Origin of the sequence: Paenibacillus sp. FSL P2-0136, from assembly GCF_037975325.1 — a bacterium.
In the GTDB taxonomy this organism is placed as follows: domain Bacteria; phylum Bacillota; class Bacilli; order Paenibacillales; family Paenibacillaceae; genus Paenibacillus_AQ; species Paenibacillus_AQ silagei.
Genome location: NZ_CP150244.1, coordinates 4,893,985 through 4,912,780, shown reverse-complemented (window position 1 = coordinate 4,912,780; position 18,796 = coordinate 4,893,985). Strand labels below are relative to the sequence as shown.

15 protein-coding genes and 1 riboswitch are annotated in these 18,796 nt (G+C 54.4%); of the genes, 10 read left to right on the top strand and 5 right to left on the bottom strand.

Annotated elements, in window-relative coordinates; translation table 11 throughout:
- Window positions 1-139 precede the first annotated feature (139 nt).
- Genes NYE26_RS20935 through NYE26_RS20925 form a run of 3 tightly spaced genes read left to right on the top strand, consistent with a single transcriptional unit; the run spans window position 140 to window position 5,423 of the window.
- Window positions 140-1,138, top strand: coding sequence for a glycoside hydrolase family 130 protein (locus NYE26_RS20935; RefSeq protein WP_339249829.1), 999 nt, complete (start codon window positions 140-142; stop codon window positions 1,136-1,138).
- A 6-nt stretch (window positions 1,139-1,144) separates the two neighbouring features.
- Entirely contained in the window at window positions 1,145-3,883 is a 2,739-nt protein-coding gene (locus tag NYE26_RS20930; RefSeq protein ID WP_339249827.1) for an alpha-mannosidase, read from the top strand.
- Between the two features lie 31 nt (window positions 3,884-3,914).
- A complete protein-coding gene (locus NYE26_RS20925) occupies window positions 3,915-5,423 on the top strand; it encodes a glycoside hydrolase family 20 protein (RefSeq protein ID WP_339249825.1) in 1,509 nt (502 codons plus the stop codon).
- Window positions 5,424-5,652: 229 nt separating this feature from the next.
- On the opposite strand, the gene NYE26_RS20920 is transcribed toward NYE26_RS20925, so the two are convergent.
- A complete protein-coding gene (locus tag NYE26_RS20920) occupies window positions 5,653-6,846 on the bottom strand; it encodes an IS256 family transposase (protein WP_339249823.1) in 1,194 nt (397 codons plus the stop codon).
- A 410-nt stretch (window positions 6,847-7,256) separates the two neighbouring features.
- Between NYE26_RS20920 and NYE26_RS20915 the strand changes: the two genes are divergently transcribed.
- Together NYE26_RS20915 and NYE26_RS20910 are read left to right on the top strand one after the other, a co-directional pair.
- Entirely contained in the window at window positions 7,257-7,664 is a 408-nt protein-coding gene (locus NYE26_RS20915; protein ID WP_339249821.1) for a hypothetical protein, read from the top strand.
- Between the two features lie 74 nt (window positions 7,665-7,738).
- Window positions 7,739-8,626, top strand: coding sequence for a PhzF family phenazine biosynthesis protein (locus NYE26_RS20910; RefSeq protein ID WP_339249820.1), 888 nt, complete (start codon window positions 7,739-7,741; stop codon window positions 8,624-8,626).
- Between the two features lie 21 nt (window positions 8,627-8,647).
- Here the strand turns inward: NYE26_RS20910 and NYE26_RS20905 are convergent, their stop codons facing one another.
- Entirely contained in the window at window positions 8,648-9,235 is a 588-nt protein-coding gene (locus tag NYE26_RS20905) for an NAD(P)H oxidoreductase (protein WP_339249818.1), read from the bottom strand.
- 169 nt (window positions 9,236-9,404) lie between these two features.
- Between NYE26_RS20905 and NYE26_RS20900 the strand changes: the two genes are divergently transcribed.
- The 3 genes from NYE26_RS20900 to NYE26_RS20890 are packed head-to-tail and all read left to right on the top strand — an operon-like array spanning window position 9,405 to window position 11,753.
- The gene (locus NYE26_RS20900; protein WP_036731582.1) at window positions 9,405-9,776 is read left to right on the top strand and encodes a helix-turn-helix domain-containing protein; all 372 of its coding nucleotides are present in this window, start codon (window positions 9,405-9,407) and stop codon (window positions 9,774-9,776) included.
- A 36-nt stretch (window positions 9,777-9,812) separates the two neighbouring features.
- Window positions 9,813-11,255, top strand: coding sequence for a cardiolipin synthase (gene cls / locus NYE26_RS20895; protein WP_339249815.1), 1,443 nt, complete (start codon window positions 9,813-9,815; stop codon window positions 11,253-11,255).
- A 48-nt stretch (window positions 11,256-11,303) separates the two neighbouring features.
- Window positions 11,304-11,753 (top strand): DUF1877 family protein, encoded by a 450-nt coding sequence (locus tag NYE26_RS20890; RefSeq protein ID WP_339249813.1) that lies wholly within the window; start codon window positions 11,304-11,306, stop codon window positions 11,751-11,753.
- A 77-nt stretch (window positions 11,754-11,830) separates the two neighbouring features.
- Here the strand turns inward: NYE26_RS20890 and NYE26_RS20885 are convergent, their stop codons facing one another.
- The 3 genes from NYE26_RS20885 to NYE26_RS20875 all read right to left on the bottom strand — a co-directional run bounded on the left by NYE26_RS20885 (window position 11,831) and on the right by NYE26_RS20875 (window position 15,611).
- Window positions 11,831-12,253, bottom strand: a complete 423-nt coding sequence (locus NYE26_RS20885) for a GNAT family N-acetyltransferase (protein ID WP_339249811.1) — start codon at window positions 12,251-12,253, stop codon at window positions 11,831-11,833.
- A 200-nt stretch (window positions 12,254-12,453) separates the two neighbouring features.
- Window positions 12,454-14,961 carry an MMPL family transporter gene (locus NYE26_RS20880; RefSeq protein WP_339249809.1) on the bottom strand — a complete coding sequence of 836 codons (2,508 nt, stop codon included), beginning with the start codon at window positions 14,959-14,961 and terminating at the stop codon, window positions 12,454-12,456.
- Window positions 14,962-14,990: 29 nt separating this feature from the next.
- Window positions 14,991-15,611, bottom strand: a complete 621-nt coding sequence (locus NYE26_RS20875; protein ID WP_339249807.1) for a TetR/AcrR family transcriptional regulator — start codon at window positions 15,609-15,611, stop codon at window positions 14,991-14,993.
- Window positions 15,612-16,180: 569 nt separating this feature from the next.
- Window positions 16,181-16,363: riboswitch (cyclic di-AMP (ydaO/yuaA leader) on the top strand.
- A gap of 392 nt (window positions 16,364-16,755) precedes the next feature.
- Here NYE26_RS20875 and NYE26_RS20870 point away from each other — a divergent pair.
- Together NYE26_RS20870 and NYE26_RS20865 are read left to right on the top strand one after the other, a co-directional pair.
- Window positions 16,756-17,253 carry a hypothetical protein gene (locus NYE26_RS20870; protein ID WP_339249805.1) on the top strand — a complete coding sequence of 166 codons (498 nt, stop codon included), beginning with the start codon at window positions 16,756-16,758 and terminating at the stop codon, window positions 17,251-17,253.
- An 18-nt stretch (window positions 17,254-17,271) separates the two neighbouring features.
- Window positions 17,272-18,702, top strand: a complete 1,431-nt coding sequence (locus NYE26_RS20865) for an SPFH domain-containing protein (RefSeq protein ID WP_339249803.1) — start codon at window positions 17,272-17,274, stop codon at window positions 18,700-18,702.
- The last annotated feature ends 94 nt before the right edge of the window (window positions 18,703-18,796 follow it).

Below are 18,796 nucleotides of genomic sequence, written 5' to 3'. Positions count from 1 at the left end.
CGAATAGCGGTATAAAATCAAGAAATCTGCATACAACAGTGGCCGGAAGTCCAAAACTTCTCTGGAGTCACGGCTAATCCATAACATAAAAATCATAAGTTCAATTTAAATATTTTTCACAGATAAAGGAGACCTGAGCATGAGTACAATTATTGGAGAAGCATTACCGAACATCCCTTGGCAGGAGAAGCCTGAGGGCACGAATTCCCCGGTGTGGAGATATTCCGCCAACCCGATCATTCCGCGCAACGCCATTCCGAACTCGAACAGTGTGTTCAACTCGGCGGTCATTCCCTTCGAGGGCGGCTTCGCTGGTGTGTTCCGCTGTGATTCGCGGTCGGTCAGTATGGATATCTTCGCGGGCTTCAGTGAAGACGGCGTGAACTGGAACATCAACCATGAGCCGATCGTATTTGAAGGCGATGAAGAGATCACCAAGCGCGAGTACCGCTATGATCCGCGTGTCTGCAAGATTGACGACCGTTATTATGTCTCTTGGTGCAACGGCTACCATGGCCCAACGATTGGACTGGCGTACACGTTTGATTTCAAAACCTTCCACCAGCTGGAGAATGCCTTCCTGCCGTATAACCGCAACGGAGTGCTGCTCCCGCGCAAAATCGGAGACAATTATGCGATGCTCAGCCGTCCGAGTGATACCGGGCATACGCCGTTTGGCGATATTTTTTACAGTGAGAGTCCTGACCTGACCTTCTGGGGCAAGCACCGCTATGTGATGGGCACGGTGGACGGTGACGCTTCTGCTTGGCAGTCCAAGAAGATTGGTCCCGGACCGATTCCGATTGAAACCGACAAGGGCTGGCTGCTGATCTATCACGGCGTTATCAATACCTGCAACGGATTCGTCTACCGCATGGGTGTCGCGCTGCTGGATCTGGATCAGCCTTGGAAAGTAAAAGCCCGCTCGCGCAACTATATCCTCGGCCCGGAAGAGCTGTATGAATGTGTCGGCGATGTGCCGAACGTGACGTTCCCTTGCGCGGCATTGACTGATGCGGCTACCGGACGGATTGCCATCTACTACGGCTGTGCGGATACAGTGACAGGACTGGCCTTCACGACCGTGGATGAACTGATCAGCTATATGGATGAATATCCGCTGGAGATTGAGGGGTAACCGGTTATGACTACTAAACAGACGGCACATATTATCTCGCATACGCATTGGGACCGGGAATGGTATCTGCCTTATGAGCGCCATCATATCCGGCTGATTCAACTGGTGGACACATTGCTGGACACGCTGGAGCAGAACCCGGATTTCCGCAGCTTTTTCTTCGACGGGCAGACGATTATCATCGAGGATTATCTGCAGGTCCGCCCGGAGAACCGGGAGCGGCTCACGCGGCATATCCGTGAGGGACGGATATTTATCGGACCTTGGTACATTCTGCAGGATGCTTATCTCACCAGTCCGGAAGCCAATGTACGTAACTTACAGCTAGGACATCAGGATGCGGAAGTCTATGGGGAAGTGTCCAAAATCGGCTATTTCCCGGACACCTTCGGCCTGACCGGACAGATTCCGCAGCTTATGCAGCAGGCCGGCATCACTAACGCCTTCTTCGGGCGCGGAGTGAAGCCGACGGGCTTCAACAATATGGTCTCAGATGACGGCTATGAATCCTCGTTCTCGGAGCTGGTCTGGGAAGGGCCGGACGGCTCGCAGGTGCTGGGCATCCTGTTCGCCAACTGGTATTCTAACGGGAATGAGGTTCCCGTCGAGCTTGATGAGGCACGCCGCTACTGGGAGCGCAAGCTGGGCGATGCCCGGCAGTATGCAGCGACCGATCAGCTGTTGTTCATGAACGGCTGCGATCACCAGCCGTTGCAGACCGACCTGCCGGAGGCAATCCGCACGGCGGAGAAGCTGCACCCGGAGGTCTCCTTTGTTCACTCGAACTTCCCGGACTACATCAAGGCTGTGGAAGCTTCGCTGGCTGGCCGCAGTCTGTCCACGGTGAAGGGTGAGCTGCGCAGCCAGCGCACGGACGGCTGGGGGACGCTGGTCAATACCGCTTCCGCCCGCGTGTACCTGAAGCAGCTCAACCAACGGGGACAAGCCATGCTGGAAAAGGTGGCTGAGCCGCTGGCGGTTATCGCGGGGCAGCATGGCGGGGAGTATCCGCATCATCTGCTGGATTATGCGTGGAAGACACTGCTGCAGAACCATCCGCATGATTCCATCTGCGGCTGCAGCGTGGATGAGGTGCACCGCGAGATGGTCACCCGCTTCGACAAAAGCTATCACACGGCTGAGGGCATCGTGGCGGATAGTATGCAGGCGATCACCGCAGCGGTGGACACCTCCGGCTTCGCCGCTTACGGCGAAGAGGCACTTCCGCTCATTGTAACCAATACCAGCGGCTGGAGCCGCACGGGTACCGTGACCATAGAGCTGGATGCGGCCCGCCAGTATCTGCGCGAAGGACTGCCGCTGGAAGAGAATGCCCGGCTTATGAAGGCTGTGGACCTGGCCGGACGGATCCTGGTCGATGAACAAGGCCAGCCGATTCCTTGCACGGTGGAGGATCTGGGTCTCTCCTTCGGCTATGATCTGCCGGATGACCGGTTCCGCCAGCCGTATAGCTGCCGTAGGGTGCGGCTGACCTTCGAGGCGGCGGATGTGCCTGCCTTGGGGCTGCGCACCTATGCCTGGGTTCGCCCTGTTGGGGCGGCTTCCGCTCAAGAAGCCTCATCGCTGGTTCGCGGCGGACGTGTGCTGGAGAACGACACGCTGCGCGTCGAGGTTATGGCCGATGGCTCCTTCACACTGGAGCATAAGCCTAGCGGCAAGATCTATCGCGACCTTGGTGTCTACGAGAATACCGGTGACATCGGGAATGAATATATGTACAGAGCGCCTGCGGGCGAAGTGCCGCTGACGACTCTGGGCCTTAACGCGGATATCGCTGTTATTGAAGATACGCCATACCGGGCTTCCATCGAAATCACCCATGCCTGGGAGATTCCGGCTTCGGCCGATGACCTGCTGGAAGAAGAACAGCGTGCGCTGGTCTATTATCCGGAGCGGCAGGCTCAGCGCAGTGCCGCTACAGTAACCCTTAAGCTGCGGACGGTCTTGAGACTGGAGCGCAGCGGCAAAGGGCTGGAAGTGAAAAGCTTCATCAGTAATACCGCTAAGGATCACCGCCTGCGGATGCTGTTCCCGGCGGATCTGGCCGCAGCCTCTCACCGCGTGGATTCGATGTTCGAGCTGGCGGAACGTCCGAATGAGCCGGCACCGGAATGGCAGAACCCGAGCAATGCGCAGCATCAGCAGTGCTTCGTGGATGTTGCCGGGGAGCATGCAGGCCTGACGGTTGCTAACCTCGGATTACACGAATACGAGATTATGCGGGATGGCCGCAATACGATTGCCTTGACGCTGCTCCGCAGTGTCGGCGAGATGGGCGATTGGGGCTGGTTCCCTACGCCGGAAGCCCAGTGCCTGGGTGAACAGACCGCAGACATGCTGCTTCTGCCGCATAGCGGGGATGCTGTAACCTCCGGTGCCGCTGCGGCTGCTTACCAGTTCCAGATTCCTTGGACCTGTGCGCAGGCAGAGGTTCACGCGGGAACGATTCCTGCCGTGTATTCGGCCGTCCGCTGGAGCGGCGGAACCGCTGCCTTCTCCTCCATGAAGCTGAACAAGGAGCGCGGCGATGTGCTGCTTCGCTGGTTCAACCTTACGGAACAGTCTTGCGAGCTGGAACTGGAATCTGTGCTGCCGGTTGCCGCCTTCTATACTTCGAATGTACTGGAAGCAAAAGGTGAAGAGCTTCAGCCTGAAGGCACGGCTTCGCTTAAGCTTCCGCTTGGTGGACATCAGATTTCAACGGTCGGCATCCGGCTGCGCTGATCCACGCTAAGAAGGAAGAGGTGGGAAAAGTATGGATACGGATATGAATATGGGTGAACCATTAGAGCGGCACACCGCCAATAACGGCCCGCTTACCGGTGTACAGAAGCAGATAGCGGCGGCATCCGGGGAGTCATGGCGGCTGTCTGCCGGGTCTAAGGTCCGGATTGTGGACAATGCCAGGTCGGATAATAACAGTGTTTTGAATGAAACAGTCTTTATGGTTCTGGGACAATTCTCGGGCATTCTGACCCCCGATGACTACATCATTACGCTTGTTCACGGGGGCGCGGAGCCGCCCTCTTCGGGCGATATCGTCATTGAACTGACAGAACTTGAAGCAGCGGGAGAGCTGGACAGCCAGGAAGCTTACGTCATTGATATCGGGACTTATGCGAAGATCACCGCGCCAAGTGAACGTGCCGTGATGTATGCTCTGTGGACATTGCTCCAGCGGCTGACCGATGACGGCTCCGTGCCTTGCGGCACCATCACCGATTATCCAGTGATGCCGGAGCGGGCGCTGCATATCGACATCGGCCGCAAATTCTACAGCGAAGATTGGCTCCTGGAGCGGATCAGAGAGATGTCCCGGCTGCGGTTGAATACGCTACAGCTGCATTTCTCCGAGAACGAAGGCTTCCGGCTGATGAGTGAGAGCCATCCTGAGGTGGTGTCGGAGCAAGCTTTAACCAAACAGGAAATGAAGGCGATTATCCTTGAGGCACAGCGTTATCATGTGGATATCATTCCTTCACTGGATTCGCCGGGACATCTGGGGCAGGCTCTCCGCACGCATCCCGAGTGGCTGCTCAAGGATTCAGCGGGAACTCCGGCTCCTGGGGCTCTTGATATTACGAATCCGGCCGCCCGCCGGTTCGTGCTGGATTTGATTGACGAATATGCGGAGTTATTTGCGGGCAGCCGCTATTTTCATATCGGCGGGGATGAATTCATTAACTTCGCGGAGTTCGATAAGTATCCGCAGCTCGCGGAGTATGCCCGGAATGTGCTGAACATCAGCGGCGGCACGGGCGTGGACACGTATATTGATTACCTTAACGAGGTCGCTGAGCATCTGGAGTCGAAGGGCTGGACCGTCCGTGCCTGGAATGATGGCCTCTATCGTGCGGATCAGACTCAGCGGGTCACGCCCAAGTCGTCCATTCAAATCACGTATTGGACGAAGTGGCATCCGATGATGGCCCCGGTGGAAGACATTCTCGCCAAGGGACATCAGGTGATTAACTATAACGATGGCTACTTGTACTACGTGCTGGGCGAAAATGCGGGCTATAAGTATCCGACAGGCGAGAAAATCCGCACCTCCTGGCATCCCGGCCTGTTCCCGGCCCGTACCGGGGAAGCTAAGCAGGAGTATACCGGAGCCTATCCGCGTGAACTGGTCGGCACTACCTTCTCCATCTGGAGCGACAAGCCGGAAGCACAGTCCGAAGCGGAAGTGGCGTCAAGCCTCCGCGGCCCGCTGCGTGCAATGGCGGAGTTAGCCTGGTTGGGGAAGCAAGATGCGGGTGAATAGACAAATCGAATAGTTTTCTATAATTGCAGCAACGGATATCGTCCTCTTTAGGGGGAGATCTGTTGCTGTTTTTGTGTGTGAATGCGAAAAACCGAACACAATGAGCTAGCGCGGGTAGCGTCAAGAAGTTTGTGTAAAAGAGTAGAAGTGCCTCCCCCGGGTTACGGGTTGGGATGTAGTGTTTCTGGGGGGAGGGGGAACCCCGACTCCCAGAAACTGGATTTCTCTGTTACGCCTCTTCCGGTGTGGGCAAAGAGGGGTAGCGTGTTTCGAATAGCTCTTTTAGCTTCTTTTTAACGGCATCCACTCCAAAGCCTTGGGCGACCCGCCCTGCATGACGTTCATTGTATTCCAGCATCTCCAGGTACACGATTTTCTCTGCGGCATCCATGTTTGTCAGACTGTTCATCGGTTTCAGACGCTTGCGGATTTCCTTGTTCATCCGCTCGATGGGGTTCGACGTGTAGATCGCTTTACGGATCGACAGCGGATAGTTGTAGAACGTCAGGAGTGTGGATAACTGTTCCTCCCAGGACCTCATTTCCTTCGGATACAGCTTGTTCCACTTCGCTTTGACCGTATCAAAGTTAGCCCGGGCGACCACTTCATCCGGTGCCGTATATACGGTTTTCAACGCCTCCATGACATCGGTTTTGTGCTCCACCCGAATTTTATGAAACGTGGCCCGCACTTTGTGCACTACGCAATGCTGTACATCCGCCTGAGGATAGGTCTCTTTAAACGCCGCATCCAGTCCCGGTAGCCCGTCAAACACACCCAGCAGGACTTCCTGCGCTCCGCGGTCGTACAGGTCTTTGAGTACCTCCCGCCAGCCATTCGAACTCTCTTGGCCACCCACGTAGAACCCGAGAATTTGACGCTGGCCCTCCTCGTCAATTCCCATCGCAAAGTAGACCACTTCACCACGAACCGTGCCCCGTTTCAGCTTCACGTACAGCCCATCTAAATAGATGACGGAGTACCGTTTGCTCAGTGGCCGTTTCTGCCACTGGTGGATATCGTCTAGCACCGTAGCCGTAATATTGCTGACCGTGGTGGGGGAGTAGTGGCTGCCAAACATACTTTCAATGAACCGGGCCACATCCCGCGTACCCATGCCCGATTTATACATTTGGATGACGGCCTCTTCTAACCATCCGTCCCGCCGCTGGTACGGCTCAAACAACTGCGTCTGGAAAAGGCTTTGGCGGTCCCGGGGCACCTGAAGATCCTCGATATGGCCGTATTTCGTGTGTAAGTCTCGCGTATAGTAGCCATTGCGACTATTGCTGGCGCCGGCTTCTTCACTCTCCATAAACCCCTGGATTTCGGCGCGCAACAGGCGTTCCATGTTGTCTTTCACAAAATCTTTAACAAGTTTTTCAAATAGATTATTCAGCGAACTTTCGGGTAAAATATTCATTGGTAGGGTTCCTCCTTGGTGGTTTCGCAATCCCGAGGATACCCTACTTTTTTGGTGCCTGACTAGGCTCCAAATCTTGGTACACAACTTACTTTACGCCATCCTAGCGCGGGGTTCATGGGAAAAATGTAATCGAAAAACCGACCACATTGGGCATGGTGGAGGCGTGTGGTCCAAATGTAATCGAAAAACCGACCACATTGGGCGTGGTGGAGACGTGTGGTCCAAATGTAATCGAAAAACCGACCACATTGGGCGTGGTGGAGACGTGTGGTCCAAATGTAATCGAAAAACCGACCACATTGGGCGTGACGGAGGCGTGTGGTCCCAATGTAGTCGAAAAACCGACCACATTGGGCGTGACGGAGGCGTGTGGTCCAAATGTATGCGAAAAACCGACCACATCGGGCGTGGTGGAGACGTGTGGTCCCAATGTAGTCGAAAAACCGACCACATCGGGCGTGGTGGAGACGTGTGGTCCCAATGTAGTCGAAAAACCGACCACATTGGGCGTGACGGAGACGTGTGGTCCCAATGTAGTCGAAAAACCGACCACATTGGGCATGGTGGAGACGTGTGGTCCAAATGTAGTCGAAAAACCGACCACATCGGGCGTGGTGGAGACGTGTGGTCCAAATGTAATCGAAAAACCGACCACATTGGGCGTGGTGGAGACGTGTGGTCCCAATGTAGTCGAAAAACCGACCACATTGGGCGTGACGGAGGCGTGTGGTCCCAATATAGTCGAAAAACCGACCACATTGGGCACGCGCGGCTTCCATGAACTGAATGTATGCGGAAAACCGAACATATCATGATGCCTAAATATCTAAAATTCACATTATATACATTTATGCTATCATATTACTCAAAAAAGACAGGCGGTGCAGGTGTGCAGAACATCAAAGTCTATCATTACGATGCGTTCAGCAGCATACCGAACAAGGGGAACCCGGCAGGGGTTGTCCTGGACGGCGAGGGTCTCACGGAGCAGCAAATGCAGGAGATCACAGCGAAGGTGGGTTTCAATGAGACGGCGTTTCCGTTAAAATCCAACCTGGCGGATCTCAGAATCCGCTATTTTACCCCGGGGCATGAGATTAATCTCTGCGGCCACGGGACCATGGCGTTGTTATATGCCATGAAGACCAAGGGTCTGCTTGGAAACGCCAGCGAGCTGACCATCGAGACCAAAGCAGGAGTCTTGCCCGTCCGTTTCACAGAAGATCACGGCAGCCTCTATATGACGATGAGACAGGCCAGTCCGCAGTTTCAACCCTTTAACGGATCACTTGAGGACCTGGCCCGCTCGATTGGCCTTGAACCCGGTGATATTGATCAGACCCTGCCTACCATGTACGGCAGCACTGGAACTTGGACCTTACTGGTACCGATTACAAGCCTAGCCGCCTTCACCCGGATGGTGCCGGACAACCAGCGGTTCCCTGAGGTGCTGAAGGAGATGCCCCGCTCGTCCATCCACCCGTTTTGTCTGGAGACGTATGATCCTGAGGCGCATATGCACGCCCGCCATTTCTCCTCCCCGTTCTCTGGGACCACCGAGGACCCGGTGACTGGCACCGCCTCCGGGGTGATGGGGGCTTATTATTCCAGGTACATCGGCGGACAAGGACAAGCCTCCTCCTTCGAGCTGCTAATTGAGCAGGGCCTTGAGATCGGCAGGGACGGTAGAGTGCAGGTGTCCGTGTCGGACAACGGCAACACTATAGAAGTGACTGGCAATGCAGTTTATGTGAATGAATTTGATGTGATGCTGTGATTTCCTCATTCCTGTGATGTGTCAGTTCTCCCCCTTGCCATAATGTAATCCCGCCTGATAGGCCTGTTCCAGCAGCGCTTCATAATGCGCGGGCGGCGAATCCAGGGTCTCGTAAAAGAATTCAACCTTGGAGTCTGTGATTCCGCAGTAATCGGCAATTCCTACGTTCAGCAGACGCGTAGTGGCCTCATCATAATTACGTTTCTTCACCTGCTCCTCCGATACGCCTGCCAGAGCCAGCCATAGCGCACGATAATCATGCAGATTACTTGTGCCGTAGGCAACCCTGTTGTTCAGCACCCGGTCGATATACCCCTTCAGCATGGCCGGCAGATGCCACCACCACAGCGGAAAAACAAATGCCAGGCCGTCATGCTGCCGCAACCGCTCCATTTCCCGCTCTAATTCAGGAGAATAGGGCTGTTCCTGTTCACCTGCGGTCATATTGAGTTCCTCTCTCCCCTGTAGAACAGGGTCAAATCCTATCCCATGCAAATCCAATATCTCATAATCATGGCCGGCCTGGCTCAATCCCTCTGCGAAACGGCGGGCGACCTGGAAGGTCAGGGAATCTTGTCTTGGGTGTGATACGACGATTAATACGCTCATGCTTGTATCTTCACTACCTTTCTTAATAGCAGGTTTGTAGCCATGTTCCTTGGCTGATGCTATTATAAACAGGAATAAAATAATCCGGAAGTACGCACTTTGCTGTTCTATAGGAAGGTGTATGTTCCATAGGAACATTGAGGTACCCTACATAATGGAGGCAGAAGCAATGACTGAACAGAATGGCGATAGCGTTCCCAAAAAGTACAAAGTAGGCGTAGAGGCGGCGCTGGAAGTGATGGGCGGCAAGTGGAAGCCGTTAATTATCTACCATCTTATGACCGGACAGAAGCGAACCTCCGAGCTGCTGCGGCTCATTCCGGGCTTAACCCAGAAAGTGCTGACTGCCCAGCTAAGAGGGCTGGAGAACGATGAGATTATCTCGCGGACCATCTACCAGGAGATTCCACCCAGAGTGGAGTATGAGCTGACGGCCTACGGCTGGGGGCTGAAGCCCGCGCTGGACCTGTTATGCTACTGGGGAGAGGAGCATCTGGACAGGATCCATGGCGACAGGTCCAAGGTGCTGGAGGACTTTTAGGCAGCAGAGAGAGACAGAGAGAAAAGGGGAAAGAGCATGGAATTTGCAAGTCTAACCACAGTCGTCACCCTCATTAACATCATTCTGGCCCTGGGCTTTCTGTTCATTGAGCGCAGGGAGGCGGGGTACACTTGGGCCTGGCTGATGGTATTGTTTTTCATCCCGATTCTGGGATTTGTCTTGTATATCTTCTTCGGACGCAATCTCAAAAAAAAGAATTTCTACAAGCTCTTCATCGAGGAGCAGGAATATGTCCAGGCCGAAGCCGACAAGCAGCTGGCAGCCTTCGCGGAAGGGGCGGATGACAGGTCGCAGCTGCTGACGAACTATGCCCAGCTCATCAACATGAATATCCGTTCGTCGCATGGCCTGTTGTCCAGCGATAATGAGATTGTTATTTACAGTGACGGCCATCAGAAGTTCGCCGCGTTATTTGAGGATATCCGCACTGCCCGCGCAGAGATCAACATTCAGTATTATATCATTCAGCCGGACCGTCTGGGCCGGGAGCTGAGGGATATGCTGATCGTGAAGGCCATGGAAGGCGTGAAGGTGCGGCTGTTATATGATGAAGTCGGCTCGAAGCGGATTTCACGGCATTTTTTCAGAGAATTACGTGCAGCAGGGGGCGAGGTTGAAGTGTTCTTCCCGTCCTTGATCAAGCCGCTGAACTTCCGGATCAACAACAGGAATCACCGCAAGCTGTGTATTATTGACGGAAGCATCGCCTATATCGGCGGCTTCAATGTGGGGGATGAGTACCTGGGGCTGGACAAGAAATTCGGCTATTGGCGGGACACCCATCTCCGGATCACCGGTAACGCTGTCAGCCATATTCAGGGCAGATTCATCCTGGACTGGCATCAGGCGGGGATGCATGAGCGCGGGGATTACGGGGAATTTGTCTTCAACATGGAGCTCCATACAGGGACAAGCCCGGTGCAGATTATTACAAGCGGCCCCAATTCGTCCACTGAGCATCTGAAGAATATGTACATCAAGCTTATTTTATCGGCTAAAAAAAGTGTGTACATCCAGACCCCGTACTTCATACCGGACACCAGCTTCATGGACGCCTGCAAAATCGCCCTGCTCTCCGGAGTCGATCTGCAGATCATGATCCCTAACAAGCCTGACCACCCGTTCGTGTATTGGGCCACCTGGGCGTATGCCGGAGATCTGCTGAATTACGGGGCCAAAATCCTGCTCTACGAGAATGGCTTCCTGCACGCCAAAACGATTGTCGCTGACGGAGAGGTTGCTTCTGTCGGAACGATGAATATCGATTCGCGCAGCTTCCGGCTGAACTTCGAAGTGAATGCCATTGTGTATGACCGGGCGATTGCCGAACAGCTCCAGGACATTTTCCTGAACGATGTCAGACTGTGCTCTGAGCTGACCGTTGAACGTTATGCGCAGCGCTCGCTGGTGATCAAGCTGAAAGAGGGGATTTCCCGGCTGTTGTCGCCTATTCTGTAAGGAGAGTGGAGCGCGGGCAGCTGTATTTTATTGAGGGAGGAATGACAGATGGGGATGCTGGGTCAATATGTCATGGTGGATGAGGATACACTGGAGCGCATGATGGAGATGGACGGTTCAGAGCTGATGAATACGCTGGAGAAGCTGATTGAAGGCGGAAGTGAATATTACGATATCGACAAGCTGTGGGAGGAGCTGCATCTCGCGCTAACCGGAGTCTCGGCCAGTGAACCTATCGAAGGCGATCCGTTAAGTGAAGCTGTTGTCGGGGTCCATGTGTTTGAGGTGGAAGAGGAGGACGGGTTCTTCGCGTGCACCGAGCAGGATGAATTGGAGGACATTATTGCGGCGATGCAGCAGGTGGACTTCGATCAATTGAAGACGGATGGTGTAGCGGAGGAGCTGAGGGCAGCTTTGAAGGGTGAATTTGCAGGCCTGCTGGACTTCTACGGGAAGGCGCTGGCGGGCGGGAAGCACGTGATTTTCAGTGTGGCTTGAACAATCCTCCTTGCTTTGCTTACAGAAACGGTACTGTCCTTGTCAAAAGGAGGTACCGTTTTTGCTTAGAGTGAGAATTACGGCTGCAATTTTTTTTGAAGATAATATTTCGTCTGGCCTTCGCGGGGACAATCTTTGATCTCGCCGAAGATCTCATACCCCTGCTTCTGATAAAAAAACGGCGCCTGCCAGCTCATCGTGGTCAACTCGCTTACCTTACAGCCGCGTTGCCTGGCTCTGTGCTCCAGCTCTTCCAGCAGGGCCTTGCCGAGTCCATGGCCTCTGTAGGTGGGGTCAACGGCCAGTAAGTGCACATTCAGAATATTCCAGACCATATCCCCGGTAACGCCGCCGATGAAGACGCCGTTCTCATAGGCCGCCAGGGAGATCACCTCGCGCTTATAGGGCGGAATGTTGCTGTCCATGCGGCGGCTGTGTTCCTCCAGTAAGCGGGAGATTTCCTGCTGGTTCTGAGCAAGATCCAGTTCTATAATGTTCATGGGTACTCCTCCTTAGTATTTGAATTCAATTATAGCCATTATATCAAAATAGAGCCTGCGGACGATGCCGCAGGCTCTATTTGTACATGGAGAACGGCGGGAGTGCCGTCCGTTATTCCGGGGAGATGTACATGTCCTGGAGTCCCGCAAAGTACCTGACTATTCATCGAAGCCAGGTCTCCGCTTTGTGTGTGGCGAGTTTAGTGCTTGTGTCCGTTCTCGGCATTCAGCTTGGCGATCAGCTTATCGCCTTCGACATCGAGATTCGGCAGCAGGCGGTCCAGCCATTTCGGCAGCCACCAGGCTTTGTCGCCGAAGACGGCCATGACGGCCGGAACAAGCGTCATCCGGATGATGAAGGCATCGATCAGGATGCCGAAGGCCAGGGCGAAGCCGATCTGCTTAATCATCGCATCAGGGGCGAAGATGAAGCCTGCGAAGACGGACACCATGATCACACCTGCGGCCAGTACAACCCGGCTGGCCAAATCATAGCCGTGAATAACACTGTCCTTGCCATGGCGGCCGTGGACATAAGCTTCACGCATGGAGCTGACCAGGAAGACCTGATAATCCATGGCGAGTCCGTACAGAATACCGGTGACCAGGATCGGCATGAAGCTTAGCAGCGGTCCGCCGGTATCGAAGCCGAACAGCGAATGCAGCCAGCCCCATTGATAGACGGCGGTGGTTACGCCGAAGGTGGCAATAATACTTAACACGAAGCCGACGGTTGCTTTGATAGGTACGATAATGGACCGGAATACCAGCAGCAGAATGATCAGCGACAGGATAACGATGATCCCGATGTATACAGGGAAGGCATCGGACAGCTTCGAGGACATATCAATATTGATGGCGGTGAAGCCGGTCACGCCAAGATTAATATTGTTGCCGGTGCTCAGGCTGGACGCTGGATCACGCAGCTCCTGTACCAGGTCTCTGGTTGCGGTATCTGTGGGCCCTGTCTTCGGAATTAGGCTGATAATGGCGATATCGCCGGTGGGACTGACACCGAGCGGAGAGACCAGGGTCACATTATCGTGCATTTGCAGCTCCTGAACCAGCTTGCCCAGGATCGGCATGGAGATTTTCTCAGACGGATTCTTTGTCTCAGCAACCAGCAGCAGCGGGCCGTTGAAGCCTTCGCCGAACCCTTTGGAGATGACATCATAGCTCTGGCGGGCCGGAGTATCCAGGTTCGCCGAGGCGCCGGATGGAATACCCAGCTCCATCTTGGTAACTGGAATGGCGGCTGTGCCCAGCACCAGCACCACCAGCACAATGATGGCCCAGCGGTATTTCACTGTGGCATTCGCCCAACGGCGGGAGAAGCTGTGCTGTGATTTTTGGGCGGCGGTGCTGTGCTTGGTCCGGGCTTTGGCGGTTACAATCCGTTCACCGACCAGGCCGAGCAGCGCAGGCAGCAGGGACAAGGCCAGCAGGACATTGATCAGCACGCTGGCCGCAGCAACTAGGGCCATAGTAGACAAGAAGCCGATGCCGATAACGAGCATACCGCATAAGGCGATAATAACGGTCAGACCGGCGAAGAATACCGCGCTGCCTGCGGTGCCCAGTGCCCGGCTGGCTGCTTCGGCTGCGCTTAATTTCTCATCCAGGATCAGACGGCGCTGGCGGTTCACAATGAACAGCGAGTAGTCGATCCCCACGGCGAGACCAATCATCACGGCAAGAACCGGTGTAATATCGTTCATCTGGATCAGGCTGCCGAGGGCAAACGCACCTCCGACGCTAATGCCTACTCCGAGAAGTGCGGTCAGCAGCGGCAGCCCGGCGGCAACGACTGAGCCCAGCGTCATGAACAATACGATGGCCGCAACGGCTACGCCGATCGCTTCCGTGGAGCCGATGGCCGGCATGCTTTTGAGCGAGTCGCTTGGAATCGCGGTTATGCCTGAACCGGACTGTTCAACTTTGGTCACGGCATCGATGATGTTGTCCGGCACCTCCGATGGCAGAGATGTCTGCTGAACCGTGAACTGGAACTGGAACAGGGCAATGCTGCCGTTAGCCGACAGCATCACGCCGGGAACCGGAGCGCCTTGGGCAATCAGCGGACCGAACGGTGCTGCCTGAGCAGCAGCGGCTTGACCAGCGGCAGCGGAAGGATCGGTAGCGGCTTGACCAGCAGCGGCGGAAGGATCGGCAGCAGCTTGACCCGCGGCAGCGGAAGGATCAGCAGCGGCTTGACCAGCGGCAGCGGAAGGATCAGCAGCGGCTTGGCCAGCAGCGGTGGAAGGATCGGCAGCGGCTTGACCAGTGGCAGCGGAAGGATCAGTAGCGGCTTGACCGGCCGCAGCGGAAGGATCAGTAGCGGCTTGACCGGCAGCGGCGGCCGCTGCTTGTGCTGCCAGTTCGGCAGGGTTGATGACATATTCCATGTTGTATACATCATTAATAGCTTTTAGAAGCAGCGCTGTACGCTCAGGCGTATCAAGACGCTCCCCGTCCGGTACAGTGAAGGCGATACTAGCCTGGCCTCCGGCCGCAGCGGGCAGCTCTTTTGTCAGCTTATCCAGCACCTTTTGCGACTCTGTGCCTTCAATTTTCATCTCGGAGCTGGATTGAATGCCATTGACTCCAATCAGGGTGCCTACAACTCCGAGTACAATGATCCAGACTGCAATGAAGGCCCAGGGCTTGGCATAAGCCGATTTACCTAAGCGGTATAGAAAGGTAGACATGTAGTGGTTTCTCCTCTTTATCTGTGAATTTAGAAGCCGTTACGTAAGTAAGCAAACATGGAATTCAGGTATTGTTGAAACGGCATAGCCCCGGAGTCCCCGCTCTGCTGCTCACCCGGCAGCATGACGTTCAGCCGTCCGTCCAGGATAGGCACGAAAGCCCCATAGACGGCACCTACCAGCAGGTGGGTATATCCATCGGCATACCGTCCACGGGTGAACTGCTCCAGTGTCTCCTGGGCGGTGATCTGCAAATGCCGGAAGACATTGAGAATGTAAGGCTCCAGGGACGGATATTGATTCGCCAGGGAGACGAACTGCCGCAGCTTATGCAGGAACTCCGAGGTGAATTGCAGCTTCAGCAGATTGTACAGGGCATCGAGCGGTGTAGCATCCGACGGCAGAGCAGCCAGCGGGTTATTCTCTTTCTCTTGGACAGCAATAATGCCAATGAAATAGGCGGCGACTGCCTCCTCCTTACAGGAGAAGTAATTCGCAAAAGTCCGCCGGGAATATCCAGCCTTCTGAACAACATCATCCACAATGAAGCCATCCATCCCATGCTCAAGCGCAAGCTCGAAGGCCGCTACGGCTAAGGCATAGGCGGTGGCTTCTTTTTTTTTGTCCCGCAGATTCAGTTTGGAATTCAAAAGTAAATGTTCCTCCTTTCCCTGATATCTATAAGTTCTAGAGAATCTATAGGTTCTATTATTGCTCAAAGGGAAAGATTGCACAATGAGCATCGAGTGACGAAAATGTGAATATTTTAAATTTGGAGTAATGGGCTGAGAAAAAAAGGTGCGGGGTTAGGAGATTAAGTTAGGAGGGCGTGGGGAAGGGAGTGGGAAGTAAGTGAGTAGATGAGGAGCGAGAGCTGGAGTGGGAGTAAGTGAAGGAGAGTAAGTGAGTAGGTAAGTGAGAGTTAGTGTGGGAGTAAGTGAAGGAGAGTAAGTGAGTAGGTAAGGAGAGTAGGGGAATAAGTGAGTATGAGAGTGGGAGGAGATTAGGTGAGCAAAGGAGCAGCGCGTGGGAGGAAGAGTAACATGGGTGTAAACAGACGATAGCGCGAGCAAATCCCCGGGCGGATAAGAGCAGAGCTGAAGAATGCGCCTTCATTCCAGAAGGTACAGCATTATTGACTTCTTTTGTCATCCGTGAGGTTTTACATTAAATGGCTGCAGGCGTAAGATTCAATCAACAACCGAATGAAATGACACTGTTCTTGAAATGGCTGAATTCCGTAACGGGAACGGGGGAACCAACTGGTGCAGGTGGCTTAAGGATAGGCTGCTGAGTACCCGGGGTGAATCCTTGCCAGTGTGCTACTATGGCTCTGGTGAGGTAGGGCAATCTCGCTGCCCGAATCCGTCAGCTAACCCCGTAAGCCTCGAAGAGAGAGGATGAGCGCCATGATCGAGTAACCGACCACGGAGAGCCCTGCTGCTGCTGTGGTCTTTTTGCTGTGTAGGGAAGGGGATTAATCCCACTGAATGCCCTGAAAATGGGCTGGATGCAGAAATGAAGAGCACAAGTGCCCTTGAATCCAATTGCGCCTCTGCCATACACAACCAAGCAGCCTAAAGTGGAAATTAGGGGCAATAGTGACAGGTGGAAGCACAATTTAATCTTATAACAACACTGATTAGTCATTTATATGCCGCAATAGTCTTTTTATGTACCACAATAGTCAGTTTCCGCATCTCCACTACAGTCAGTTTTCTTATAGCCATATTACATTGAAAGGAGGGGGTTCCCATCGCTACTGTATTTATCGTCTGCTTCTGGGTTGGCCTCGTGCTTATCCTAAGCGGCAGCATTCATGGGCACGGTCTGGTAGGCCACCTGCATGTAGGGGGAGGAGATGGCGGGGGGCCAGGCTTTCTCCCGATTCTTCCGCTGATGGTGTTTGTCACCGTCTGGGGCGGCACGGGGTATATGCTTGTCAAGTACAGCGGGATGCAGCTGCTCGCCGTGGTACTGGTCTGTACCTTGATCGCCCTGCTGCCGGGCATCCTGCTCTACACGGTACTGGCCCGGGTGATGACCCGTTATGACAGCAGTATGAGTGAACTCGATTATGATCCGGCAGGCCAGCTCGGCTATATCAGCATCGCCGCAGCGGATGGGGCCGTAGGAGAGATGAAGTATGTGCTGCACGGGACCATGCGTTCCATCGGCGTGCGTGCCGAATCCGGTCAGTCGCTATTGCGGGGCGATCGGGTGATTATTGTGAAGACGGATAAGGGGATCGCAACGGTCACTTTGTTCGAGAGGGAAATGGAACAAAACTAACGGGGAGTGTCGGAGCAAATGTTAATTTTATATGTAACCGGAGCTATTGTTGTTGTGATTCTGCTGGCGTTAACCAGTATTGTGACCGCGTATAAAAAGGTTCCGCCTAATCAGGCCATGATCGTATACGGTCTCGGCGGCAAAAGAGTGGTTCAGGGCGGCGGGACATTCGTCATCCCCGGCTTCCAGAACAATAAAACCATCTCCATGATGCTGATGAGCTTCGATGTGATCCCGGCGCAGGCCATGTTTTCCCGCCAGGGCATCAAGCTGAACCTGGAGGCGGTCGCCCAGATTAAGATCAAAAGCGATCCAACCGCTATTCTCACAGCCAGCGAGCAGTTCATTGACCGGCCGGAAGAGGACCGTGAGACGATTATTCTGCATTCGGTGGAGGGTCATCTGCGCGGCCTGATCGGGCAGCTCAGTGTAGAATCTATACTCAAGACCCCAGACGAAATCAACAGCAAGATGCGGGAGACCTGCTCGGAGGACCTAGACAAGATGGGGCTGGAGGTGGTCAGCTTCACCATCAAGAAAATTACCGACGACAAAGGGTACATCGACAATATGGGGGTGCCTGAGATTGAGCGGATTCGCCGTGATGCCAGCATCGCCAAGGCTGAAGCCGAACGCGATATTCAGATCAAGCAGGCCGAGGCGGAGAAGGAATCCTCCATTGCCAAAGCCAATGCGCATCAGGCGACGATTGAAGCAGGAACCGCTGCCCGTGCGAAGGAATCGCTGTTCGAGAAGGAGCTGAACATTAAGCAGGCGGACTTCAAGCTGGAGACCGAGGTGAAGAAGGCACAGGCGGATCTGGCGTACGAATTGCAGCAGAATAAGATCAAGCAGTCGCTGGTTACCGAACAGGTGAAAATCACTCAAATGGAGGCCGAAGCCAACCGCACAGTCCGGGAGATCGAGGTCGAGCTGAGACAGCGGGAGCTGGAAGCGACGGTAATCAAGCCGGCCCAGGCAGAGAATCAAGCAACGATCATGAGAGCGGAAGCCGCCAAGCAGCGGCAGATTCTGGAGGCGGAAGCCGAAGCCGCTACGACGACCAAGCGCGGACTGGCAACAGCGGAGGCGGAATTGGCAAAAGGGAAGGCGAATGCGGAGATCGTCCAGCTCGCCGGAGCGGCGGAAGCGGGAGCGCTGCAGAAGAAGGCTGAGGCGTACAAACAGTTCACTCAAGCCGCCCTGACCGTGGAATTCCTGAAAATCCTGCCCGAGCTGGCTGAGAAAATCGCCTCCCCGCTGGCCAAGGTAGATAAGATCACCGTCATCTCCCAGGATGGGGCGTCCGCAGGCGTGAACAAAATTACCGGCGATATCGCCAAAATCATGGCGCAGGTGCCTGAACTGACCAAGACGCTGACCGGCATGAATGTCACAGAGGCGCTTAGCGGGTTACTTGGTCGGGAGCCTGAACATGGACAGGAGTAGAAGAGGAGTAGAGGCAGGTAGTAAGTAGTTAATGAACCGGCAGCAAGCCGCCTTCCTGACTGCATCTCTCCACAAAAAACAGGCGTCAATCTCC